A 25,000-nucleotide genomic window follows, 5' to 3' on the forward strand; every position below is an offset into this window, starting at 1 on the left:
AGCTCGGTGGATATGTTTCTTATCCACCACTACTAATAGAAGGAGAACCAATATAACGACAACAATACCGATAACTTTCACGGGAAACACTCCTTTTTCAATGAATGATCCATTCTATGCGATCCCGTGAAAATATATCAATCCTTGCCTAACTGTCGAGCTTTTGCTTCTTTATATAAGTAAAAGTGTTTACACTCGGCTATTTTACGTCTAACAATTACTTCTTGATCATAATCATTGAGATAGCGCTCAATCCCTCTTGCCTGTTCCCACTCTTCTTTCGTTGCTACCATTAATGAATGAAGGCGTTCATCAAACTCTTTTTTCAGCTTACTTTTTCGTCTAAACACCGAAGCGGACCCCCTATAACTCCCGGCGACCTTCCAGCGCCTTCGATAATGTAACTTCATCCGCGTATTCGAGATCACCGCCGACAGGTAGTCCATGCGCAATTCTAGTTGTTTTGATTCCTGAAGGTCTAACAAGCCTCGAGATGTACATCGCAGTCGCTTCTCCTTCTATTGTAGGGTTCGTGGCTAGGATCAATTCCTCAACCTCTTCATTCTGCAATCGAACAAGTAGCGACGGGACATTAATATCCTCAGGGCCAACTCCATCCATCGGCGAGATAGCACCGTGAAGGACATGATAAAGCCCCTTGAAATCCCTCATCTTCTCCAAGGCAATAACGTCTTTCGGGTCTTGAACAACACAAATTATCGAACCATCGCGTTGTGTATCCTGACAAATGTGGCAGGGGTCGATATCTGTAATATGACCGCAAACTGAGCAAAAACGCAGATTCCGTTTAGCGTCAACCAGAGCTTTTGCAAAATCCAACACAGTATCTTCCTTCATGCTTAAGACAAAAAACGCCAGACGACCCGCTGTTTTCGGGCCGATACCTGGCAATTTCATAAAACTATCCATCAGTTTTGATATTGGTTCAGGATAATGCATTTATGTGCCTCCTAGAACATTCCTGGCAGATTCAATCCTTTTGTGAATTGACCCATCGTCGAGTTCGTTAATTCTTCCGCTTTAGCCATAGCATCATTCGTAGCAATGACAATAAGGTCTTGTAACATTTCAACATCTTCCGGATCCACTACGGACGGGTCAACGATTACTTCGACAACCTGCTTATCTCCAGATACGATGACTTTTACCATACCGCCACCTGCTGCACCCTCAAGACGTTTTTCACCAAGCTCTTCCTGTGCTACAGCCATTTGTTTTTGCATTTTCTGCATTTGTTTCATCATGCCTTGCATATTTCCCATACCCTTCATGTTTGTTTCCTCCTCTAATTTTTAATCGTCATGGACTTCTATGAAATCTTTACCGAAAATCTTTTCCGCCTCAGTTACAATCGGATCCGCATTTTCCTGTTCTGCTTCCTTTACGAAAGAAAGCATTTCTTCACCAGGCACCCCTTCATCAGAACTTTCCGGCTCTTGTTGTTTAGCGAGCCCATTTTTCCGAATGAAGTCTCCCCTTACACTCAACCAACCTTCTTCAGGCACATACACGACTTCATATGCTTTCCCGGTTCGTGAACGTAAGGCATCTGACAAGCCCGACCGAAGTGACGGATTTTCAGACGCCATGAGGCAATGGATTTCATATTTGAATTTTAACACAAAAGCATTCTCTGATGCTGCGACTGGTTCTGTCTCTTCGAGAAGCGCGGCATGTGACCTTTGCATTGTCTGCATCATCCCCGCCCATTCTTCCCGAATCGTCTGGATGTCTTGTTTTGTCGCAGATTTCAATACTTCGTGAATTTTACCTGTCGGAACTTTGAAGCCTTGCGACGATTTTGACGCATTTTTCCGTGGTTGAGCGGATTGATCTGCAGCCGTCTGCTTATTCATTCCACCACTAGACATCTGCTGTTGCAACTCCATAATTGTGCGCTCAAGATCTGCTACCTTCTGCGTAAGCCCCGGATCAATGGCATGATTGCCTCCACTGACCTGCACGGGGCTGTCAAGATGAATCATTTTCAAAAAGGCAGACTCAATATAGACTTTTGCATGATTGGAGAACCGCATTTCCTGTTGCGTTTTTGCCAGTATGTCAATGAATAAGTACAACGTATCCATTTCAAATCGTTGTGCCATTTCTACAAACCGTTCATCGCCAGGTATGAGTTCGAGTAAATCTTTTAAGCTGGGTGCTGTTCGCAGAAGAAGAAGATCCCGGAAAAACGTGATTAAATCTTCTGCTAGCCTGGAAACATCTTTTCCCTCCGCAATAAGTCGATCAAGCAATGTCAGTACCATGCCAGCGTCTTTACCAAGTAGCGCTTCCGCCAACTGATGGAAAATGTCTTCACCAATTGATCCGGTTACAAGCAGTGCATCTTCAATTGTTATCTTGTCTCCACTAAACGACACAACTTGGTCAAGCATACTGAGTGCATCACGCATTCCTCCAGAAGCCGCCTGCGCAATTACTTTCAAAGCACTTTCATCAGACTCAATACCCGTATCCGCAAGTACCGTCTTCATTCGATTAGTAATATCAGCCGGTGTAATTGGTTTAAAATCGAAGCGCTGACACCTCGAAATAATCGTCAATGGTAGTTTATGCGGTTCTGTGGTTGCTAAGATAAATACGACATGCGATGGCGGTTCCTCAAGAGTTTTCAAAAGCGCATTGAATGCCGAATTTGATAACATATGTACCTCATCGATAATATATACTTTAAAACGAGCATTCGACGGGGCAAACCGTACCTTTTCAATAATGTCTCGCATTTCCTCAACACGTGAGTTCGAAGCTGCATCAAATTCGATGACATCCGTATTCGACCCTTCCGTGATGCTGATACACGTCGGACACTCATTGCACGGTTCTTTTGCTGGACCATTTTCGCAATTTAACGCTTTCGCAAAAACTTTCGCCGCACTTGTCTTCCCTGTACCTCTTGGACCCGAGAAAAGATAAGCATGTGTCGTCTTATTATGAAGGAGGGCGTTCTGAAGTGTCTGTTTCACATGTTGCTGTCCGGACATCTCAGCAAATGATTGAGGCCGATATACGCGGTAAAAAGCTTGATACACCAACAGTTTCCTCTCCTTTTGACGCAATGCGCTAATGTTTCCATTATAGCACAAACGCCTATACGAATCCTTTATTAGCGCAACAAAAAACTCGTCCGCAGAAACGGACGAGTCGAATTGTGAAATTAATGCCGTGCACCTTCCTCCGACAGCCACACATAAGCGTTACTCCTGTCGCCAGCTCGGTCTAGGCGACCCCGCGGCACATGAGAAATTCTACTTAATGCTGCTTCCTTCCGGACCTGACATAGTTCATAGGTTCCCATTGCGCGGGACCCAAACGTCAACACTGCGTGCAAGAGGCAGACCCTACAATACGGACAGCCTCGGGAAGGGATTCAGTCTTGCTAGAGCGGATTGCAAGTTACAGGACACCGCTATCTCCCCACCTAGCACGGCATTTACAAGTATACTCAATCTGCTAGATTAAATCAATTAATATCATGTGAACAAAGTTATTTTTATAAAACTGTTGACACTTCATTTCAAACATGATAAATTATTAATTGTTGATACGGAGGTATACCCAAGCTCGGCTGAAGGGATCGGTCTTGAAAACCGACAGGGGAGTCAAATCCCGCGGGGGTTCGAATCCCTCTACCTCCTCCATTTTTTCAACTAAACGTATATGCTTGAAATCGAATTCGTTAGTAGATAACGAATTTTTATTTTGCCTATTATAGTAATTAAACTTTAAGAAGCGGAGCCATTTTACTGGTCCGCTTCTTTTTTGTTCTGTCTAGGCTCCAGCGCCTAGCCCCTGGGCCCACAGGACGTGGGTCATGTAGCTGTTGCGACAGGATGTCGCGATCCTAAGCTGCCTTCCTCTGTCGCTTCAGTCTTTAAGTTAAAGGCAAAGAGCGCCTTTATCTTCAGACCCTCCGACGTACAGGACGTACTAGTGCCGACGTTGCCACAGGACGTGGCGAATTTAGTCGGCCAGCGCTTTTCGGGTCTACCGAGGCGCTTGCGCTTGCGCTTTTCTCTATTCAATTAACCACAGCACCCGCATTAGACGGTTTGACAGCAATACAACCATAGTACGGGAACGCAACTGCCAATCGCTTTGCCAATTCGCCCTCGTTACCTTGTTTCACAGCCACGAAAAGAGAAGGACCCGCTCCACTAATTGTCATGCCATACGCACCGTACTCGTGGCAAACTTCACGGATCCGGTCGAACTCAGGAAATAACTTCTTACGATACGGCTCATGAAAGATATCCTTTTCCATCATACGCCCCGCCGTTTCCCAATCATCCCGGGCAATCGCTGCTGAAAGTACATTCCCCGCTGCGCTACTACGTATTGCTTCTGAATGTGAGAGTTGGCCTGGCAGAAGCCCCCTAGATGCTTCCGTCAGCAATGCCTCAGGCGGAACAAGTATCACAGCTCCCATTTTTGGTTCTCTTATATGAACGACATCCATTTCCACGCCATCAAAATAAGAAATTGTCACTCCCCCAAGAAGTGCAGCCGAGATATTATCCGCGTGCCCTTCATATCCACTACCTAGAAGCACTTTTTCCTTCGCGGAAAGATTCAATTCAAGAAGTTGGTTTGCAATTTCAATTCCTGCTGCAATTGCCGTTGCACTGCTTCCAAGTCCTTTACCAAGCGGAATATCCGACTGAATGATAAGTCGTGATGCTGGTGCAACACGCCCTTTTCGCTCAGCTATATTAGTAACTGTCTTCACAATTAAATTATTTTCACCGGTCGGTAAATCTTCAAAACCATCGTCTTTATACGTAACTTCCCAATCCTCTGACGGCGATACATTCACCGTCATATAAAGATTAAGTGCAAGTCCGATACTATCGAAGCCTGGCCCAAGATTTGCCGTCGATGCAGGTACGACAACGGAAAAATTGGATTCTGCCATTACTTTGCCCCCGCCTTTAACTCACTAAGAAACGCATCAAATTGTTCCCGTGACATCATTGGTTTCTCTTTATTTACTTCAATTGCTGTATCTGGATCTTTTAGACCGTTACCCGTCAATACAGCAACTACAGTTGAACCTTTTTTCAACAAGCCGCTCTCCACTTGTTTTTTAACGCCCGCAATTGAAGCACACGAGCCTGGTTCTGCAAAAACACCTTCAGATGAAGCGATTAAACTATATGCTTCTAAAATCTCTTCATCTGTTACAGCGAGAATTGTTCCATTCGACTCCGCCAAGGCATTGTTCGCCAGTTCCCAACTTGCGGGATTACCGATTCGAATTGCCGTTGCAACCGTTTCGGGGTTTTCGAATACGCGATTATAAACAATCGGTGCAGCTCCGTCGGCTTGTACACCAAGAAGAACCGGTAACTCAGTACCCTTCTTATCAGCATATTCTTTGAAACCTTTCCAAGCCGCCGAAATATTACCTGCGTTCCCAACCGGAAGTGCAAAAATATCCGGTACTTTTCCAAGTTGCTCAATCGTTTCAAACGCAATTGTCTTTTGACCTTCAAGGCGATACGGGTTAACCGAGTTCACGAGCGCAACGTCTCCCTCGCCAGCCGCACGCACCATAGCCAATGCTTCGTCAAAGTTGCCTTCGATTTCTACAATTTCTGCGCCATACATTTTCGCCTGAGCCAACTTGCCAAGTGCGATTCGACCTTCCGGAATAACTACAATTGTCCGCATTCCAGCACGAGCACCGTATGCCGCCGCAGCTGCAGACGTATTACCCGTTGATGCACAAATAAGAACTTTTTTTCCTTCTTCTTTCGCTTTTGCGACCGCCATAACCATGCCCCGGTCTTTAAATGAACCAGTTGGATTCGTTCCTTCCGTTTTCACGTAAAGGTTAATGCCCCATTGTTCAGATAAATTTGGCATGTGAATAAGAGGGGTATTCCCTTCCTGCAACGTTAACGCCGGCGTATTTTCTGTCACCGGTAACCATTCTTTATATTCCTCAATTAATCCATTCCATCTTTTCATCATTCTTCCCCCTCTACCCGGTAATGGCTTAGTACGCCGATTACCTTTGGTGTCTCGTTCAATTCATTCACAATATCTAAATGCTGTTGTCTCGAAATTTGATGCGTGATGAAAATCAGGTCCGCGTCAGCCGCCTTTTTATCGGAATGCTGAACAACCGTCGCCAGACTTGCACCGTGCTTGCTATAAATAGACGTTAATTTCGTCAGGACACCTACTTCGTCTCTCACGCGAATTCGGTGGAAATAACGTGCGAACTTATTACTATCACTTTTCACTTTTCGCTCATACTGAGGTGCGTGTAACCTTTTGCCGTTGACACCTAGCAGCAAATTACGGCACGCTGCAATAATATCTCCCGTTACAGACGTGGCAGTCGGCATTGATCCAGCCCCCGGTCCATAGAACATTGTTTCTCCAACTGCATCTCCATAAATATATACGGCATTGAACTCATTGTTCACTGATGCCAAAGGATGCGAATTCGGGAAAAACACAGGCTCTACAGCTACTTCAATACCATCCTCATTCTTCTTAGCTGACCCCGCTAACTTCACCGTATAGCCAAACTGCTCAGCCAGTTCTAGATCGCCTTCTTGGATTTCCTTCATCCCTCTCACAAAAACATCGCCTAGACGGACTTCGGTTGAGAAAGACAATGAAGCCAAAATAACCATTTTGCGCGCTGCATCAATGCCATCAACATCCGCCGATGGATCTGCCTCTGCAAAACCAAGTGCCGTCGCCTCTGCCAATGCATCTTCATAAGACATTTTTTCATGTTTCATTTTTGTTAAGATGAAGTTCGTTGTTCCATTCACAATACCTGTCAACGCACGGATTCGGTCAGAAGCAAGTCCATCTTCAAGGGTGCGAATTAACGGGATTCCGCCCCCGACGCTTGCTTCGTAAAACAGATCACACTTGTTTTCATCCGCCAGCTTCAATAATCCAGGTCCGAATTCTGCCATAACGTCTTTATTGGCAGTTACGACACCTTTTCCAGCCCGCAGGGAACTTTCAATCGCTTCTTTCGCATCGAAGGTCCCGCCCATCACTTCTACTATTAAATCTATAGACGAGTCTTCAAGCACTTCATACAAATTATCCGTGAATGTTTCCAATGAAAGTGTTGTTTCCCGATTTTTATGTAAATTTTTCACAAGAACTTTTTTAATTTTGACAGGAACGCCAAGTTTATGATGGAGGTCTTCTTGGTGATCTTGCAAGATTTTAGCCACCCCGCTGCCGACAACCCCAAATCCTAATAATCCAATATTAATTTCATTTCTCATTGACGATTCTCCTAACTGTATGTACACTATGAAAAAACAATTGTTCTTTGCATAAAGACATTATAGTGAAATATTCGGATAATAACAACCTTTTTGTGATAAAGTCATAGAATAAATACATTCATCCCATTATATAATAGAAAGGATTTGATGATTGTGAAAGTTTGCAAATTTGGAGGTACTTCAGTAGCGTCTTCCGATCAAATAAAAAAAGTCGCTCAAATCGTAAAAACTGATCCCAGTCGTAAAATCATTGTTGTCTCAGCACCCGGCAAACGGTTTGGCTCAGATGAAAAAGTAACGGATCTACTAATCCAACTTGCTGAAAAAGCCCTTAGGGGGGAAGACACAGAAATTGAATTTAAGGAAGTAGTAGCCCGCTATCAACAGATCGCTGCAGGACTTGGTCTTTCAATGGAGATCGTATCCGTTATCGAAAATGATTTGCATGGACGTCTCGCTAACGATGTAAATGACGCCAATCTCTTCATGGATTGCTTAAAAGCATCTGGAGAAGACAACAACGCGAAGCTAATTGCTGCCTACTTCACACACATTGGAATGGATGCACACTATATGTGTCCAAAAGAGGCCGGTCTACTGGTCAATGAACGACCAGAACGGGTACGCGCACTCCCTGAAGGCGATGACCAGCTTGCACAATTACGCGACAAACCAGGTATTATCGTTTTCCCAGGCTTTTTTGGCTACACGACAGACGGAACACTTCGGACATTCAACAGAGGTGGATCGGACATCACAGGATCTCTACTTGCCGCAGCGACAGAAGCTGAGCTGTATGAAAATTTTACAGACGTTGACTCAGTCTTTGCAGCCAACCCGAATGTTGTCGACAATCCGGTCGGCATCGATAAAATGACTTACCGTGAAATGCGGGAACTAGCCTATGCAGGATTCTCCGTCTTTCACGACGAAGCGCTAATGCCCGCATTCCGTCGTTCCATTCCTGTGTGCATTAAAAACACCAATAATCCGGAGGCTCCGGGAACACTTATCGTCAATGAACGAAATTACTTTGCACAGCCGGTCATTGGTATTGCCGCTGATAGTGGATTTTCCACACTGTTTGTCGACAAATATTTAATGAACCAGGAAATTGGTTTCGGAAGAAAGTTATTGCAAATCCTAGAGGAAGAAGAAATTCCATTTGAGCACACGCCTTCCGGTATTGATAACTTGTCTGTCATCATCAGAAGTAAATTTCTCAATGCGGATAAAGAAGCACGGATTGTACGCCGAGCAAAAGAGGAATTGAACGCGGATCACGTCCATATGCATTCTAATTACTCCATGATCGTTCTTGTAGGCGAAGGAATGCGTCATTCTACTGGACTGGCTGCACGTGCCGCCTCAGCCATCGCACGCACTGGTGCTAGTATCCAAATGATCAACCAAGGTTCATCAGAAGTCAGCCTTGTCTTCGGCGTTCATAAAAAAGACGAAACAAAAATCTTAAAAGAACTGTACGCTGAATTTTTTCTGAAATCTGCGGTTCTTTCCAACTAATAAAAAATTCCATTGAATTCGCTACGTTGCTCGGGGATTCCTCCCACCATAAGCCAGATAAAGTATCCATTAACCTATATGGATTAACCTCTTGGAATTAACAATATTCTTCGTCGTTCGGTTGGCTACCCCCTGTTAAAGCGCCTGCGCTTCATGAGTTTATTTAGGTATCGAATTACTCAATATACATATAGATAAAACGGCACACCATCTCATTAGATGGTGTGCCATTTGTCTTAACATAGCGGCATAAACATACCTGGAAACTGCTTAACAATGCCACCCGCTATCAAATCCGACATTTCTAAAGCTTCCGCTTCGATTTTATCGAACACTTCAATATCAGCCTTATAGTTTTTCTGAAGCATATAAACTGCTTCCTGTTTGGTTAAAGCCAAATGCGTATAAAACATTTTTCTAAATTCTTCTTTGTTTAAATACGGATTGATGCTACTTAAAAGGTCGGCGATATCGTCTGCATTCCTATACCATTGTTTCTCCGCTTCCGCCGCCTTGTTCGGATCCCCTTTTGCAGCTGCCGTTACTAATTCAGCAGCTAGCACTAAATGTTCTTTAATCAGTGCGGCGTATCTATCCGCTATATTATCGCCATAAAAGGGCCGTAAGCAATTCCCCAAATCCGTCGCATTTCTCAAAAGACGCTCTTGGACAGATGGTAAATCCGGCAAGCCGAATACGATGCCCATAATCGTCATCCTCGTCCAGTTGACATGCTCCATCCAGAGAAGCCGGTTCATGCTCACAAAGTCGGCTTTCGCCTTACTTATGCAACATCTGCCATATACATCAGTTTGGTTATTTAAGATATACCTGACGGGCGCCGTATAATGTGAATATGGCCCTTGATAACTCGGCCCGACAGGATAAGAGGGTAATTCGTTCGAATAAGGGTTCACTTCACAATCACTCCTTTAAGCCATAGTTTCATTCAAATAAACAGATAAGGAAATTGCTTAACAATCGTATCCGCAATCATTCTTAACTCCCAAGTCTCCCACAGGTGTAACCATTACATCCTATTCAAAATGGGTAAAACTTGTGAAATAAAAAATGCAGCCCATAATACCGGCTACATTCTTGTAGTTTAGTTCATTTCTTCAAAAGTGACGTTTGCTTCAGGGAATGCCCGATTTTATCGACAATCGTTTCCACTTCAATAGGATTATTAATAAGATCATAGTCATTAATATCGAAACGTAATACTGGGCACGTATTGAATGAATTAATCCAATTCTCATACCGCCCATGCATCTCTTCCCAGTAAGCAATTGGTGTCTCCTGTTCCATTATACGACCGCGCTCTTTCACACGCGAGATAATCCCGTCAAGCGGCCCCTCCAAGTAGGAAAGTAAATCCGGATGCGGGAAATACGGTGTCATAACCATCGCTTCAAACAGATTGGTATACGTATCATAGTCAACGAGATTCATCGTCCCTTTTTCCATATGCATTTTCGCAAAAATGCCTGTATCTTCATAAATCGAACGGTCTTGGATAAAACCGCCGCCATATTCGAAAATCCGTTTCTGTTCCTTGAAGCGCTCTGCCAGGAAGTAAATCTGTAAGTGGAGTGCATCCGCAAGCGCCTACGTCATCGTCGACTTGCCAACGCCAACTGTCCCCGCAATTGTAATAACAGCATTTTGCGGGATGCCATATTTTTCGCGTTAGTTCGTTCAATCTTGCTCCTTTTCGTATCGTCGCGTCGACAGTATCTAAAATGAATTGCAGATCCTCTTCACTGTTGACGAAATCAAGATCATCTCCGTTGAACCGAAGAACAGGATGTGCCGATTCAAAATACGTGATGAACGTCTCGTAATCTTCCGCAAGTTGCTGCAAATAAATGGGATCCATGTTTTTTTCAAAATCACGCCCGCGCTGGGAAATACGCTTTACAAGCGTGTCCAAGCTTGCGTGAAGGTAGATAATGACGTTTGGGACAGGCTTGTCCTTCGTCAAAATCTTATAAATTTCCTCGTACTTCATATACTCTTACGGACTTAATGTCCGTTTCGCGAAAATGAGGTTTTTAAAAATATGATAATCAGAAACAACCGGTTTTTGTTCAATCAATATCTCGGTTTTCGTATCTCTAAGCTGTTTATATCGATTACAAAGAAAATACATTTTAAATAAGAAATGCCATTGAATACGCTACGACGCTCGGGGATGCCTCTTGGCATTAACTGTATTCTTCGTTTTTCGGTTGGCTATCCCTGTTAAGGCGCCTGCACTTAATGAGTTTATATAGGTATCCAATTATTCAATATACATATAGATAAAACGGCACACCATCTAAATGAGATGATGTGCCGTTTGTCTTAAATTAGTGGCGTAAACATACCCGGAAACTGCTTCTATGTGAGATGGGTGTTTATAGTTCTACTTTCAATCACATGGGTTAATTAACCAAAAAATACCAGTGAATAACTGAATCAAACACTAGGCACTTCTTGTACAGTATCTTTGGATTGAACGACCTCTATACGATTACCGAGATGTTTTGATGTATAGGAATGCGACAGGTAACTATTCATAACGGGATTACTAAAAAGGGTGTGGCTGGTTTGCCAAAAGCTGACCGGAAATGATCCCGTGAAAACAGAGTTTTTCAAGCCTTTCTTACCTGTTTTTTATGCGAGAGAATGGTTAATCAACAGTTGTGACTATCAATCTGATTCTCCATCAATCGACGGATTTTTATGTATGATTATTTCTCCATTATCTATGAAAAGTTGAGTTAAAGAATCCCATTGAATCTGCCATGGCACTCAATAATAAACGAGGTGTAATTCGGGGTGTGAATTGTAGAACGCTTGGCGCTTTGGCGAACCCTTTGCCACGCCTGCGCTAGGGTATTCAATATCGAGAGAAATGCGATTTTGAGATGTATATGGCGAGAATGTAAGGTGATTACTATTTGATATAAATTTAATTCGAGAAATTTGCAATACAGATTGCGGGTCTAATCCCTGATTATGAAATGCGCTTTCTCACATAGACTATCTAGCGCAGGCGCGTCTTCGTGGTAGCCGGAGCGATAAGACTGAAAGCGGTCTCCTTTCTGGCTTATCGCGGGAGGCATCCACAAAGCGTCGAAGCGGTATTAGTGGGAATCCTAATTCATTCCAAGTACTAGGGCTTTTTCCGTATTTCCCACGAATTAACCGCTTTTCTATCGCAACAATTTTAATGACTCGCGAAAAAAGAAATTTCCCCTACACACCATCAGCATTAGACAAATTAAGCTGTCGAAGGAAATGGATAAGATGAAATTCCTTCCGAAATAAATGGGTATCTCTCGTTATTTATCGGAATTTTTAGTTTTAATTAACCCTGAAGTTCCTGTACAGTTAAGAAAAGAAGCTGTCTGGGGGGAATGGGAATGCCGTACAAAGTGATAGCCATAGTGTGTTCAATAGTCGCCATTGCATGTTCAGTTTTGGTTTTAGCCAGCGCCCACTTTATTGATGATTGGGCTGAGGAGGAACTCAGCTTTAGCCATGAAGTATCCGCGGCCAGCACAGCAGATCGAGTGGACAGAGTAAGCGACTATCTTGTAAGGTGGCAGTCGAATATGACGAGTAAAGGTTTCACGGACGAGCAAGTGGAAGAAGGGAAGAAGGTTGTCGCGAAGCACCTGGCTGACATCAAGTTGACATCCAAGACAGACGATTAGGTTTAGAGAAAAGAACAGTTCTCTTTTACCGCATCGTGTAAAGGCCTGTTTGTTGTTTTTGTCGGCTTAAAGATCAAACTGGCCAGTTAGTTGAACAAATAGGGACCTGTCCGCTAATGCGAATTGGCCCCTGTTTTGCCCTGCTAATTTTTTGTCCTCAAAAAGAGTATCCGTTATATTTTTGGGGATGATTTCATTTTTTCAAAAGTGACGTTTGCTTCAGGGAATGTCCTATTTTCTCAACAATCGTTTCCACTTCTCGCGGATTAGTAAGAAGATCATAATCATTGATATCTAGACGTAATACCGGGCATGCATTGAACGAATTGATCCAATTCTCATAGCGTCCGTGCATCTCTTCCCAGTATGAAACCGGTGTCTCCTGTTCCATCACGCGACCGCGTTCTTTGACACGTGAAATGATGCCGTCAAGCGGTCCTTCCAAATAAACCAGCAAATCCGGATGCGGAAAATAGGGTGTCATAACCATTGCTTCAAACAGATTCGTATACGTATCATAATCAACCGGGTTCATCGTCCCTTTTTCCATATGCATTTTTGCAAAAATACCTGTATCTTCATAAATCGAACGGTCTTGGATAAATCCACCGCCATATTCAAATATACGTTTCTGCTCCTTGAATCGCTCTGCCAAGAAGTAAATTTGTAAATGGAAGCTCCACTTTTCAAAGTCATTGTAAAAAAGATCGAGGTAGGGATTCTGATCGACATTTTCAAATGATGTCCTGAAATTCAGTGCATCCGCAAGTGCCTGCGTCATCGTTGACTTGCCGACCCCCACCGTCCCTGCAATTGTAATGACAGCATTTTGAGGGATGCCGTATTTTTCACGTAAGTTCATTCAATGTAACTCCTTTTCGTATCGTCGCATCGACAGTATCTAAAATGAATTGCAGATCCTCTTCGCTGTTAACGAAATCTAGATCATCTCCGTTGAACCGAAGAACAGGAATTTCAGGATGTGCCGATTCAAAATACGTGATGAACGTCTCGTAATCTTCCGCAAGTTGCTGCAAATAAGCGGGATCCATGTTTTTCTCAAATGCACGCCCACGCTGTGAAATACGCTTCATAAGTGTGTCTAGGCTCGCGTGTAGGTAAACAATTATATTCGGAACAAGCATGTCCTTCGTCAAAATCTTATAGATTTCCTCGTACTTCACATATTCTGTTGGATCTAATGTACGTTTTGCAAAAATGAGGTTTTTAAAAATATGATAATCAGCAACAACCGGTTTTTGTTCACTCAATATCTCGGTTTTAATATCGCTAAGCTGTTTATATCGATTGCAAAGAAAAAACATTTCGGTTTGGAAACTCCATTCCTCGATGTTGTCATAAAATTTATTTAAAAATGGATTTTCATCCACAATCTCTTTTAGCTGATGGAATTGCTGTGTGTCCGCGATTGCCTTGGAAAGTGACGTTTTTCCAACTCCAATCGGACCTTCGACCGTTATGAACGGAACAGACATCAGAAATCCTCCTTCACGTCGTCATAATATATAGTACTCTTTATTTTATCACACGGTTGAAATGAAAAATAGAGTGTAGCAAATGTTTCACACTCTTCAACATTCAGACTTTTTCCACGTGGAACAATTTTAAGGAACGGTGAAGCAGTGCCCTATATCCGGGATGGATGCAGCTTAATCCTTCCTAGCCGTACCGACTTCTGACCCCGCATCTGGACGCTGTAGTTAGACAACACCTCGATTAAGAAAACATCCTTCATTCACCACTAGATAATGCTACACTATCACCAAGGAGTGATGACTTTGGATACTTTTAATAAAGACCGGCTATATATGCAGATGGCAATTGACGAAGCGATGAAAGCACAGGCTCTTGGCGAAGTACCGATTGGCGCAATCATCGTTCATGAGGATAAAGTAATTGCACGGGCACATAATTTGCGAGAAACCACCCAAAACGCAGTTACCCATGCAGAGTTGTCGGCAATTCAAGATGCATGTCAAGAAATTGGCAGCTGGCGCCTTGAAGATACAACTCTATATGTGACACTAGAGCCATGTCCAATGTGCGCAGGTGCTATTTTACAGTCTAGAATCCCACGTGTTGTCTACGGTGCTCGTGATCCAAAAGGCGGTTGCGTCGACTCACTCTATCGCTTATTGAACGATCCACGATTTAATCATGAATGTGATGTGGTTGAAGGCGTGTCGGCGGATGAATGCGGGGAGATGCTTACGGCATTTTTCAGGGCCATTCGTGAACGGAAAAAGAGTGACCAAAAGCGTAAGTGCCTTGATCAAGAGCTTGAATCCTAGACAGGAGAAAAAAGAAAACGTGCAGGACGTCGAATGACGCCTTGCACGTTTTCTTTTTTTAAAGTGTAATAACTTCTTTTCCACCCATATACGGACGAAGAACCTCAGGAATAACGACAGAACCATCTTCCTGCTGATAATTTTCAAGGATTGCCGCCACAGTACGGCCAATTGCTAGCCCGCTACCATTCAATGTGTGAACGTATTCCGGTTTCGCACCCGCTTCTCGGCGGAAACGAATATTTGCACGACGCGCCTGGAAATCTTCGAAGTTTGAACAAGAAGAGATCTCGCGGTACAGGTTTTGTGTTGGAATCCACACTTCTAAATCATACTTCTTCGCAGCTGTGAATCCTAAATCTGCTGTACACATTTTTAGCGCACGGTATGGCAATTTCAATAACTGCAATACCTTTTCAGCGTGACCTGTCAATTTTTCGAGTTCATCATAAGAATCTTCCGGCTTCACGAAACGAACAAGCTCAACTTTGTTGAACTGGTGCTGACGGATTAGACCGCGCGTATCACGGCCAGCAGATCCCGCCTCTGAACGGAAGTTCGTGCTATACGCCGCAAATGCCACCGGTAATTGTGCAACATTCAAGATTTCGTCGCGGTGGAAGTTCGTTACAGGCACTTCAGATGTCGGAATAAGGAAATAATCCTCTTCGTTGATTAAAAATGCATCTTCCTCAAACTTCGGCAACTGTCCTGTACCCGTTAAGCTTGTGCGATTCACCAAATACGGCGGCAACATTTCTTCGTAGCCGTGTTCTTCAATATGAAGGTCAAGCATGAAGTTAATCAATGCGCGCTCAAGACGAGCCCCCAGTCCTCGGTAAAAAACAAAACGGCTTCCCGTCACTTTTGCAGCACGTTCAAAATCAAGGAGATTTAAATCCGTTCCCACTTCCCAGTGTGGCTTTGGCTCAAATCCAAATTCAGGCTTCTCTCCCCACACGCGAATTTCGACATTGTCGTCTTCGCTATCGCCAACAGGAACACTGTCATGCGGGATATTAGGGATACGCATCATAATATAATTCAATTCTTCCTCAACTGTGTGCAGTTCTTCGTCGAGTTTTTTGATGTCTTCCCCAACTTGACGCGTACGTGCAATAACGTCATCTGCATTTTCTTTATTACGCTTCATTTCAGCGACCTTTTGAGATACTTCGTTACGTTCCGCTTTCAAGGTTTCAACTTTTGCAATCAATTCTCTACGCTTATCATCAAGTGCTTGGAATTTATCGAGCTGAGAAATATCCTCTCCGCGTTTAGATAGCTTCTCTTTCACTTCATCAAAATTTGCACGGACTTTTTTAATATCTAGCATGAATAATTCCTCCTTAATTTTTAGACGATAATGGAAAGTGGACAACAAAGAAAAGCGTAAGGTATCACTTAGCTCCGACAAGCGCTGAAAGGCTTGCTGACAAAGGTGCTTTTTGCCTTTATCAGCAAGACGGAAGTGACTCGAGGGGCTGACACCTGAAGCTGGACAACAAAAAAAGCCCTCGATTCCCTATAAAAGGGACGAGAACTACCCGCGTTGCCACCCAAATTGACCGGACAACCAAGTCCAATCCACTCCATTGAAATAACGGCTCAACTGCCGGCTCAGGCCTACTAAACGTTTCAGCCCGGCTACTCAGGGACGGATTCACAAGTGTTTTTACCGGCTCACACCACCCGCCGGCTCTCTTCAAAAAACGTGCTTGTTACTGCTTCCCATCATCGTCTCATGTTTGAAATTACCCTTACTTTACTACAAGCTGGTTTTTTTGGCAAGTCACTCAAAGAAAAAATGTATCCGCTTTCTTAAGATTACTCTTTAAAGATATGTGCAACTTGTTCAAAATAATTTCTTTCGTGTGGAACAAAGTCGCTGAGACCAATTTCCGCCAATGTTCCATCGAAAATATTGATGCATTTAACTGTCATTACTTCATTAACGAAAAGGTCAATTAGTGCCTTTCGCTCCACGACATGGACACTTTCTACTTCCTCTTGTTGCAATGAAAAGTCGCTTGCTGCAAAAGTTGAGTCATATAGGAAGACATTCGAAAACTCACGATCAATAAAGTTGGGCAATTTGATACTGTTCTGCACAACACCTTTCGAATGCAGCTTCGTTATATCGACTTCTATGCCTAATTCCTCTTCCACCTCACGAATGCCATCTGCCACAGTTTCTGTTGAGAGAATATGCCCTGCAGCGGTAATATCAAACAATCCCGGAAAGTCTTTTTTAATAGCGCTTCTTTTTTGAATATAGACAAACTGATCATCGACTAGCCAGCAATGGAAGGTTTCATGCCACAGTCCCTCACAGTGGACCTTGGCTCTATTTTCATTTCTCAAATAGGTATAGTTTTCATCGAAGACCTTTAATTGTTCCATTCTTATCACCCCTATAATTAAGTATACAAAAAAGCGAGGGATTTCTCCCCCACTTTTTTCTTAATTAATTACCAACCGCGTTCTGACATACGCTCTTCCACTTGAAGGGTTCCGATTTCTAACCCTTTCATCGGTTCTCCAATGTCTTTAGACAGTTCACCAATCAGTTTATAGTCTTTGAAGTTTTCTGTTGCTTTAACAATTGCACGTGCAAATTTCTCAGGATTTTCGGATTTGAAAATACCTGAACCTACGAATACGCCATCTGCGCCAAGTTCCATCATAAGTGCGGCATCTGCAGGTGTCGCCACGCCGCCCGCTGCATAGTTTGTCACAGGTAGACGTCCGTGTTTTTTGATGGCAAGAAGGATTTCATAAGGTGCACCAAGATTGCGCGCTTCCGTCATTACTTCGTCGTCATTCATATGAACAAGTCTACTCACTTGGGCATTAACCATACGAAGGTGACGTACCGCTTCGACAATATTCCCCGTTCCCGGTTCGCCTTTTGTACGAAGCATTTTAGCCCCTTCACCAAGACGACGCGCTGCTTCTCCAAGATCACGAGCTCCACAAACGAACGGCACACTGTATGCGCTCTTCAGTAAATGGAATTCCTCATCCGCAGGAGTAAGTACTTCACTTTCATCGATATAATCAACACCAAGTGCCTCAAGTACGCGGGCTTCGGAAATATGACCGATACGTGCTTTCGCCATCACCGGAATTGAAACAGCACCTTGTACGTCCGTAATGATTCGTGGATCCGCCATGCGTGCAACACCGCCCGCTTTTCTTATATCAGAAGGGACGCGCTCAAGTGCCATTACTGCAATTGCCCCTGCCGCCTCCGCTATTTTTGCCTGCTCCGCATTAATGACGTCCATGATGACGCCTCCGTATTTAAAATTCATGTTACCTTCCCCCTTTTTTTATTGTCTAGAGTCCAGCGCCTAGAGGCTCGGAGGCCCACAGGATGTGGGTCACACAGACATTGCCGCAGGAAGCGGCGAATTTAGGCTGTGATCATTGAAAGCCGTGCCGACTATACGGCAAAGAACGCCGCTTGGGCCTGCCGGATGCAGGTCATGCAGTCGTTGCGACACGACGTCGCGAACTTAGACTGCCTTCCTATATAACCGTCTTATGCCTGTCGCCTCTGAACAGGCGCTTCCCTCTTTTCTTATTGTCTAGAGTCCAGCGCCTAGAGGCTCGGGTCATAAGCCGTGCCGACTATACGGCAAAGTGCGCCGTTCCGTCAGCCCGTCTTATGCCTGTTGCCTCTGAACAGGCGCTTCCCTCTTTTCTTATTGTTCAGTATAATAGAATATGACCTTATTGAAACACCCAGTTCCAAACAAGTTGAAGGGGTCAGATGGAGTGGTTGCTGTGGAGATGCTATTAATTAAATTGGAAAAAAGTACAGATACGCCGCTATATGAACAAATGTACAACCAAATACGACGGGATATTACAGATGGGAAATTGCCAGTTGGCATGAAACTTCCATCTAAACGAAAACTTGGTGACTTTCTTGATGTCAGTCAGACGACGGTTGAACTTGCCTATGCACAGCTTGCAGCAGAGGGGTTTATTTCATCGAAACCTCGAAAAGGTTTTTATGTGCAGGCAATTGAAGAACTAGCTTACGCCCAACCGATGCAGCTGTCCGTAAAAAGGCCGGTTGAAAAAATTGAAGATATAACCTTCGACTTTTCACCAGGTAAAATCGATACAGAATCATTTCCTTTTACACAATGGCGAAAGTACGCAAAAGATGTGATGGACGAGTCTTCCAAGGATCTCCTGCTTCTCGGGCACCCTCACGGTGATTGGGAACTTCGTCAAGAAATTGCACGCTATTTATATCACTCCCGCGGCGTTGACTGTACGCCGGAGCAAGTCATCATTGGTTCAGGTACAGAACAACTTATGCCGCTTGTCATCCGCATTCTAGGAACGGCAGCGACATATGCAATCGAAGATCCCGGCTACCCGCTTACTCATCACGTTTTTTTCCACAACAACCGGGAAGCAATTCCGATTGCAGTCGATGAAGAAGGGATGGATGTAAGGTCTCTACAACACTCAGGTGCGACTGTTGCCTATGTGACTCCCTCTCATCAATTCCCTACCGGCATCGTCCTCTCAGCAGCGCGTAGGACTGCTTTATTGAACTGGGCATCATCAGGTGACGAACATTTTATCATCGAAGACGATTATGACAGCGAATTCCGATATACTGGAAGGCCAATCCCTTCCTTGCAAGGTATGGATAAAGGCGGCAACGTCATTTATTTAAGTACATTTTCAAAATCTCTGATGCCATCGCTACGGATTGCTTATATGGTGCTTCCCCTTATGTTACTAAGTCGTTATGAAAAAGCATTCATTCATTATTCAGCAACAGTACCAAGGCTCGACCAGCACATCCTGGCCCGCTTCATGGCTGACGGTCACTTTTCACGCCATTTAAATAGGATGCGGAAAATATATAAACGTAAACTTCAAGTTCTCACAGAGGCCCTGTCATCCTACGCTCCGCATGTTTCATTTTCAGGCGATGAAGCAGGCATGCACATTATTCTTACCGTCCACACTGAAACAAATGAAAGATCCCTAGCAATAGCAGCAAAGAAGGCAAGCATCCGCGTATACGGCTTAAACGGTTACAGAACAGCTCCCAAAGAAGGTGAACCATCCTTCCTTCTCGGCTTCGGCGGCCTTTCTACAGAGGCCATTAAACAAGCCATCGAGGATCTCATGTATGCATGGTCCATTGAAAAAGGCGAAGAATCCATTTAAGGATTCCTCGCCTTGATGTTTTATTTAAACAAACCTTTTACAAATCCTGTTGCACTACTCCAAATGCTTGCGAAAAAGTCACCGATTGCGCTCATTGTAAGCGAGAACCAGCCAGCCTTCTCAACTGCATCCTTCGTAACAACATCAGCTCCCGGATTAGTTGAATCAATGAAGCCATAATCCGTTCCTTCTGTTTTCACGAGATTGACATGACCGACAACTGTACCTTTTTTAATAGGTGCCTGAAGTGCATTGTCCTTCATTTTTGATTCATCAATCACAAGTTCAGGTACATAGAGATCCTTTTCACTCGTTTTCACCATCATACGGATCGGTTCCTTTACCTCTACAGCGACAGTTTTCGCTTTCCCTTTGACAACGTCGAGCGTTTTAGAATCTTTGAACTGATAACCAGCCGGAACAAATTCAACTTCTGAGAATTGACCGAAACCGTAGTCGAACAAAGCACGCGTCGCATCAAATCGTGCTTTGTACGAGCCTACACCTTTCGCATCAACCGCTTTCATAACAACTGCAATGACTCGTTTACCATCGCGTGTTGCCGTCCCGGTGAAGTTGTGCCCTGCAAAGTCAGTCGTACCTGTCTTGAGACCGTCAACGCCTTCGTATTCATAAACAAACCCTGGAAGCATGAAATTCCAGTTGTCCATTTTGATAGCATCAGAAGTACCTTCACGGAATATTTTTGTTTTGACTTTCGTCGTTTCCAAAACTTCCGGATAATCATGTAACAAATGGTAAGCTAGTTTTGCGACAGATTTTGCAGGCATGACGTTTTCGTCTTCTGCACCTGTCCCTTGTGGATGCATTCCTTGAAGGTCACTATTATTCAAACCCGTGGAATTGACAAATTTATAATCTTTCAAGCCAAGCTCTTCTGCTTTCGCATTCATCAGCTTCAAAAATTCAGTTTCTGTTCCTGCAATTGTTTCTGCAACGGCTATCGTCGCCCCATTTGCAGAATAGATGGCTACTGCTTCATACAATTCACGAATCGTGTATGTACCATCTCTCCGCAGTGGAACATTACTAAGCCGACGGTCTTGTGAAACCGCATATGTATAATCGTTCACTTTATATTCCTGATCCCAGCTTATTTTACCTTCTTCGATTGCCTCGAAAAGGATATATTCAGTCATCATTTTCGTCATACTTGCAATACCTAGTGGCGTATCTGCATTTTCTTCATATAATATTTTTCCACTTTCCGCGTCAATTAATATTGCACCATCTACATGGAGTCCTAGTGCTGAGTCGGCGTAAACTGGAACCGTCCCGAGTGTCATTATTAGTAGTAGCGGCACTAACAAAAATGCCACCCATCGTCTCATTTCTCGCTTCACCATAATACCTCCATCATTGCTATTTCCCTAAGTCATTTTATCATATTTCGGCTACTCTTTGGGTATTAAACCAAAAAAGCACCTTTCTGCTCATATGGAGACGCAGGAAAGGTGCTGAAGTTCCTTCATTCCGACCTAAAACTCAAAAAACATTAGTTCCTGGGTTAAAGCCTTTTATCAAAGTGAATAGTTCGGAGCTTCTTTTGTAATTTGTACTTGGTGTGGATGACTTTCACGTAATCCTGCACCCGTCATACGAATGAACTGTGCTTTTTCACGCAGATCTTGCAGATCTTTAGTACCGCAATAGCCCATTCCTGCACGAACACCACCGATTAGCTGATGAATCGTATCAGACAAGGGACCTTTGTAAGGCATACGCCCTTCGATTCCTTCAGGTACAAGTTTTTTTGCATCGTCTTGGAAGTAACGATCTTTAGAACCCTGCTCCATTGCAGCAATCGATCCCATACCACGATAGACTTTGAAACGGCGTCCTTGGAAAATTTCAGTTTCCCCTGGACTTTCCGTCGTTCCTGCGAGAAGACTTCCAAGCATGACAACATGTCCACCAGCAGCAAGTGCTTTGACGATATCACCAGAATATTTAATGCCACCATCAGCAATAATCGTTTTGCCTAACTTACGTGCTTCTGAAGCACATTCGTAGATAGCTGTAATTTGCGGAACACCAACACCTGCAACGACACGCGTTGTACAAATTGAACCAGGGCCAATTCCAACTTTGACAACGTCAGCGCCCGCTTCAAAGAGCGCACGTGTAGCTTCTGCAGTGGCAATATTACCCGCAATAATTTCAAGTTCTGGGAACCGCTGTCTGATCTGAGCAACTACGTCTAGAACACCTTTAGAATGCCCGTGTGCCGTGTCAATAACGATAACATCGACTTCCGCTTTCACAAGCTTCTCTACACGTACCATCGTATCAGTAGTAACACCAACAGCAGCACCAACAAGTAGTCGACCTTGTTTATCTTTCGCTGCATTTGGGAACTCGATTACTTTCTCAATATCCTTGATTGTGATCAAACCTTTAAGGATTCCATTTTCATCGACAATTGGAAGCTTCTCGATTTTATACTTTTGCAAGATTTTCTCTGCATCTTCCAATGTTGTGCCTACAGGTGCTGTCACAAGGTTTTCTTTGGTCATAACATCATCGATAACAAGTGAGTAATCTTGAATGAAACGAAGATCACGGTTCGTCAGGATACCGACAAGTTTTAGTTCTTCATTATTATTCACAATTGGAACACCAGAAATGCGGTATTTACTCATCAAATGCTCAGCGTCAAAAACCTGATGTTCAGGTGACAGGAAGAATGGATTAGTAATTACGCCATTTTCAGAGCGTTTTACCGTAACAACTTGTTCAGCCTGTTCTTCAATACTCATGTTTTTATGGATGACACCAAGGCCACCTTGACGTGCCATGGAAATTGCCATCTTCGACTCAGTAACTGTATCCATTCCTGCACTGATAACCGGAATGTTTAATTTTATCTTACTCGTCAGATTGACAGAGAGCGACACATCTTTAGGTAATACTTCAGAAGGTCCCGGTACAAGCAACACATCATCGAAAGTAAGCCCTTCACGCGTAAATTTTGATTCCCACATTTCAATATACCCCCTATTAGTTTCAATTGAATATTATTAAAAGGTTATCAGCGGCTACAATACCTGTCAAGTCAGTGATAACAAGTAAAAGTATTCCTATTATTCACTGAATAATATCGTTAATGGCATTACTCATTTTAAGTGGTGATGTTTGGGGTGCGAAGCGTTCTACAACATTCCCCTCACGGTCAATCAAAAACTTCGTAAAGTTCCACTTGATGCCCTCTGTAAGCATCCCTTTCTTTTGGGAAGTAAGATATGTGAAAAGTGGTTCGGCTTGGCCGCCCTTGACATCGACTTTTGCAAACATCGGAAAAGTTACGCCGAAATTGATTTCACAAAACTCCATTGTCTTTTCGATGTCATCGAATTCCTGGTTATTGAAATTATCCGATGGAAAACCAAGTACGACAAGACCTTGCTCTTTATGTTCTTCATATAGTTCCTGCAATTCTTTGAACTGGCTAGTAAAGCCACACTTACTTGCTGTATTTACGATAATCAAAGGCTTTCCTTTATAGTCTTCCATTGATTGAATTTCACCGTTTATTTTTTTGACTGAGAATTCATAGACTGTACTCATAGGATTAGCTCCTTTAACTTTAGTTGTCTACAAACAATAGGCTTTATCAAAGATAATTACAAGGATTCGGGATTGAAAGATGGCGTGTGTTGTTTCAGTTTGACCAGTCATAACGCATCACAGGCCTATTTTATAATCGAATTGATTACAGCTAGATTCATTTTTAAATGATAGACATACGTTTCTCTTTTTAATTTCTAATTTCCACTTCATACTCCTACTTACCGCCAAACACGATCTCAAATTGTCATTAAAAATAAACACAAAAAAAGCCACTACCTATAAGGTAATGGCCTTTCAATGAGACCGGCGACGTCCTACTCTCGCAGGGGGAAACCCCCAACTACCATCGGCGCTGAAGAGCTTAACTTCCGTGTTCGGGATGGGAACGGGTGTGACCTCTTCGCAATCGTCACCAGACTCTTTGAGCTTGTTCGCTCAAAACTGAATAAAACAGACATTGTGCTACACGAATCAGGGTAATCAAGCCCTTTTCAAAATTGGTTAAGTCCTCGATCGATTAGTATCCGTCAGCTCCACACGTCGCCGTGCTTCCACCCCAGACCTATCAACCTCATCTTCTTTGAGGGATCTTACTTACTTGCGTAATGGGAAATCTCATCTCGAGGGGGGCTTCATGCTTAGATGCTTTCAGCATTTATCCCGTCCATACATAGCTACCCAGCGATGCCTTTGGCAAGACAACTGGTACACCAGAGGTATGTCCATCCCGGTCCTCTCGTACTAAGGACAGCTCCTCTCAAATTTCCTGCGCCCGCGACGGATAGGGACCGAACTGTCTCACGACGTTCTGAACCCAGCTCGCGTACCGCTTTAATGGGCGAACAGCCCAACCCTTGGGACCGACTACAGCCCCAGGATGCGATGAGCCGACATCGAGGTGCCAAACCTCCCCGTCGATGTGGACTCTTGGGGGAGATAAGCCTGTTATCCCCGGGGTAGCTTTTATCCGTTGAGCGATGGCCCTTCCATGCGGAACCACCGGATCACTAAGCCCGTCTTTCGACCCTGCTCGACTTGTAGGTCTCGCAGTCAAGCTCCCTTATGCCTTTGCACTCTACGAATGATGTCCAACCATTCTGAGGGAACCTTTGGGCGCCTCCGTTACTCTTTAGGAGGCGACCGCCCCAGTCAAACTGCCCGCCTGACACTGTCTCCTGCCCCGATAAGGGGCATGGGTTAGAAGTCCAATACAGCCAGGGTAGTATCCCACCAACGCCTCATCCGAAGCTAGCGCTCCGGAATCCAAGGCTCCTACCTATCCTGTACAGGCTGCACCGGAATTCAATATCAGGTTACAGTAAAGCTCCACGGGGTCTTTCCGTCCTGTCGC

The 25,000-nt window shown here is 43.9% G+C and carries 20 protein-coding genes, 1 tRNA gene, 2 rRNA genes, 1 other RNA gene, 2 pseudogenes and 1 other annotated feature (2 of these 27 cut by a window edge); of the genes and pseudogenes, 4 read left to right on the top strand and 22 right to left on the bottom strand.

The annotated features are described in order from the left end of the window. The 6 genes from MKY15_RS07290 to ffs form a co-directional block, all read right to left on the bottom strand. Positions 1–81, bottom strand: the start of a protein-coding gene (locus MKY15_RS07290; RefSeq protein WP_255428539.1) for a pro-sigmaK processing inhibitor BofA family protein. Its footprint begins 183 nt before the window's first position; 81 of the gene's 264 nt are visible here — the first part of the coding sequence; its start codon is at positions 79–81; its stop codon lies beyond the left edge, outside the window. 56 nt (positions 82–137) lie between these two features. Further along, entirely contained in the window at positions 138–350 is a 213-nt protein-coding gene (locus tag MKY15_RS07295; RefSeq protein ID WP_338654444.1) for a YaaL family protein, read from the bottom strand. 13 nt (positions 351–363) lie between these two features. Then, positions 364–960, bottom strand: a complete 597-nt coding sequence (gene recR / locus MKY15_RS07300; RefSeq protein ID WP_067213769.1) for a recombination mediator RecR — start codon at positions 958–960, stop codon at positions 364–366. An 11-nt stretch (positions 961–971) separates the two neighbouring features. Beyond that, entirely contained in the window at positions 972–1,292 is a 321-nt protein-coding gene (locus MKY15_RS07305; RefSeq protein WP_067213770.1) for a YbaB/EbfC family nucleoid-associated protein, read from the bottom strand. A 21-nt stretch (positions 1,293–1,313) separates the two neighbouring features. Next, positions 1,314–3,074 (bottom strand): DNA polymerase III subunit gamma/tau, encoded by a 1,761-nt coding sequence (gene dnaX, locus MKY15_RS07310; RefSeq protein WP_187046270.1) that lies wholly within the window; start codon positions 3,072–3,074, stop codon positions 1,314–1,316. Between the two features lie 128 nt (positions 3,075–3,202). Further along, an RNA gene (gene ffs, locus MKY15_RS07315) (signal recognition particle sRNA large type) lies at positions 3,203–3,469 on the bottom strand. Between the two features lie 118 nt (positions 3,470–3,587). On the opposite strand from ffs, the gene MKY15_RS07320 reads away from it, so the two are divergent. Then, positions 3,588–3,680, top strand: a tRNA-Ser gene (locus tag MKY15_RS07320). A 380-nt stretch (positions 3,681–4,060) separates the two neighbouring features. Here MKY15_RS07320 and thrB read toward each other — a convergent pair. The 3 genes from thrB to MKY15_RS07335 are packed head-to-tail and all read right to left on the bottom strand — an operon-like array spanning position 4,061 to position 7,307. After that, the gene (gene thrB / locus MKY15_RS07325) at positions 4,061–4,954 is read right to left on the bottom strand and encodes a homoserine kinase (RefSeq protein WP_338654438.1); all 894 of its coding nucleotides are present in this window, start codon (positions 4,952–4,954) and stop codon (positions 4,061–4,063) included. Next, complete coding sequence (gene thrC / locus MKY15_RS07330; protein WP_067213773.1) at positions 4,954–6,012, bottom strand: threonine synthase; 1,059 nt, start codon at positions 6,010–6,012, stop codon at positions 4,954–4,956. Before thrC ends, thrB begins: the two co-directional genes overlap by 1 nt. Continuing rightward, complete coding sequence (locus tag MKY15_RS07335; protein ID WP_067213774.1) at positions 6,012–7,307, bottom strand: homoserine dehydrogenase; 1,296 nt, start codon at positions 7,305–7,307, stop codon at positions 6,012–6,014. The genes thrC and MKY15_RS07335 overlap by 1 nt, the downstream gene beginning before the upstream one ends. 156 nt (positions 7,308–7,463) lie before the next feature. Here MKY15_RS07335 and MKY15_RS07340 point away from each other — a divergent pair, with 156 nt between their 5' ends. Continuing rightward, a complete protein-coding gene (locus tag MKY15_RS07340) occupies positions 7,464–8,834 on the top strand; it encodes an aspartate kinase (protein WP_338654435.1) in 1,371 nt (456 codons plus the stop codon). 236 nt (positions 8,835–9,070) lie between these two features. Here MKY15_RS07340 and MKY15_RS07345 read toward each other — a convergent pair whose 3' ends face one another. The 5 genes and pseudogenes from MKY15_RS07345 to MKY15_RS07365 form a co-directional block, all read right to left on the bottom strand. Continuing rightward, positions 9,071–9,541, bottom strand: a complete 471-nt coding sequence (locus MKY15_RS07345; RefSeq protein ID WP_342539322.1) for an acetylglutamate kinase — start codon at positions 9,539–9,541, stop codon at positions 9,071–9,073. A 403-nt stretch (positions 9,542–9,944) separates the two neighbouring features. Then, positions 9,945–10,508 (bottom strand): annotated as a pseudogene (locus MKY15_RS07350) (deoxynucleoside kinase). Positions 10,509–10,545: 37 nt separating this feature from the next. Next, positions 10,546–11,007, bottom strand: a pseudogene (locus MKY15_RS07355) (deoxynucleoside kinase); the annotation flags it as partial. A 1,724-nt stretch (positions 11,008–12,731) separates the two neighbouring features. Next, positions 12,732–13,400 (bottom strand): deoxynucleoside kinase, encoded by a 669-nt coding sequence (locus MKY15_RS07360; protein WP_067213776.1) that lies wholly within the window; start codon positions 13,398–13,400, stop codon positions 12,732–12,734. Beyond that, on the bottom strand, positions 13,387–14,034 hold the full coding sequence (locus MKY15_RS07365; RefSeq protein ID WP_067213777.1) for a deoxynucleoside kinase: 648 nt from the start codon (positions 14,032–14,034) through the stop codon (positions 13,387–13,389). The genes MKY15_RS07360 and MKY15_RS07365 overlap by 14 nt, the downstream gene beginning before the upstream one ends. A 303-nt stretch (positions 14,035–14,337) precedes the next feature. Between MKY15_RS07365 and tadA the strand changes: the two genes are divergently transcribed. Beyond that, a complete protein-coding gene (tadA, locus tag MKY15_RS07370) occupies positions 14,338–14,850 on the top strand; it encodes a tRNA adenosine(34) deaminase TadA (RefSeq protein WP_342539323.1) in 513 nt (170 codons plus the stop codon). A gap of 58 nt (positions 14,851–14,908) precedes the next feature. Here tadA and serS read toward each other — a convergent pair whose 3' ends face one another. The 3 genes from serS to pdxS all read right to left on the bottom strand — a co-directional run bounded on the left by serS (position 14,909) and on the right by pdxS (position 18,167). Further along, the gene (serS, locus tag MKY15_RS07375; protein ID WP_067213779.1) at positions 14,909–16,186 is read right to left on the bottom strand and encodes a serine--tRNA ligase; all 1,278 of its coding nucleotides are present in this window, start codon (positions 16,184–16,186) and stop codon (positions 14,909–14,911) included. Between the two features lie 193 nt (positions 16,187–16,379). Further along, positions 16,380–16,597 (bottom strand) — a binding site (T-box leader). An 80-nt stretch (positions 16,598–16,677) separates the two neighbouring features. Next, on the bottom strand, positions 16,678–17,253 hold the full coding sequence (locus tag MKY15_RS07380) for an NUDIX domain-containing protein (RefSeq protein WP_342539324.1): 576 nt from the start codon (positions 17,251–17,253) through the stop codon (positions 16,678–16,680). A gap of 68 nt (positions 17,254–17,321) precedes the next feature. Further along, positions 17,322–18,167 carry a pyridoxal 5'-phosphate synthase lyase subunit PdxS gene (gene pdxS / locus MKY15_RS07385; RefSeq protein WP_067213781.1) on the bottom strand — a complete coding sequence of 282 codons (846 nt, stop codon included), beginning with the start codon at positions 18,165–18,167 and terminating at the stop codon, positions 17,322–17,324. Between the two features lie 475 nt (positions 18,168–18,642). Between pdxS and MKY15_RS07390 the strand changes: the two genes are divergently transcribed. Then, positions 18,643–20,058 (top strand): PLP-dependent aminotransferase family protein, encoded by a 1,416-nt coding sequence (locus MKY15_RS07390; RefSeq protein ID WP_067214115.1) that lies wholly within the window; start codon positions 18,643–18,645, stop codon positions 20,056–20,058. Between the two features lie 20 nt (positions 20,059–20,078). Here the strand turns inward: MKY15_RS07390 and MKY15_RS07395 are convergent, their stop codons facing one another. The 5 genes from MKY15_RS07395 to MKY15_RS07415 all read right to left on the bottom strand — a co-directional run. Then, on the bottom strand, positions 20,079–21,425 hold the full coding sequence (locus MKY15_RS07395; RefSeq protein WP_067213782.1) for a serine hydrolase: 1,347 nt from the start codon (positions 21,423–21,425) through the stop codon (positions 20,079–20,081). 174 nt (positions 21,426–21,599) lie between these two features. Then, positions 21,600–23,063, bottom strand: coding sequence for an IMP dehydrogenase (guaB, locus tag MKY15_RS07400; protein ID WP_067213783.1), 1,464 nt, complete (start codon positions 23,061–23,063; stop codon positions 21,600–21,602). 103 nt (positions 23,064–23,166) lie between these two features. After that, a complete protein-coding gene (locus tag MKY15_RS07405; RefSeq protein WP_187046277.1) occupies positions 23,167–23,646 on the bottom strand; it encodes a glutathione peroxidase in 480 nt (159 codons plus the stop codon). A gap of 304 nt (positions 23,647–23,950) precedes the next feature. Continuing rightward, a 5S ribosomal RNA gene (gene rrf / locus MKY15_RS07410) occupies positions 23,951–24,066 on the bottom strand. An 80-nt stretch (positions 24,067–24,146) separates the two neighbouring features. After that, positions 24,147–25,000 (bottom strand): 23S ribosomal RNA (locus MKY15_RS07415); it runs 2,078 nt beyond the window's last position.

The organism is Sporosarcina sp. FSL K6-1540, from assembly GCF_038620285.1.
GTDB classification, from domain to species: Bacteria; Bacillota; Bacilli; order Bacillales_A; family Planococcaceae; genus Sporosarcina; species Sporosarcina psychrophila.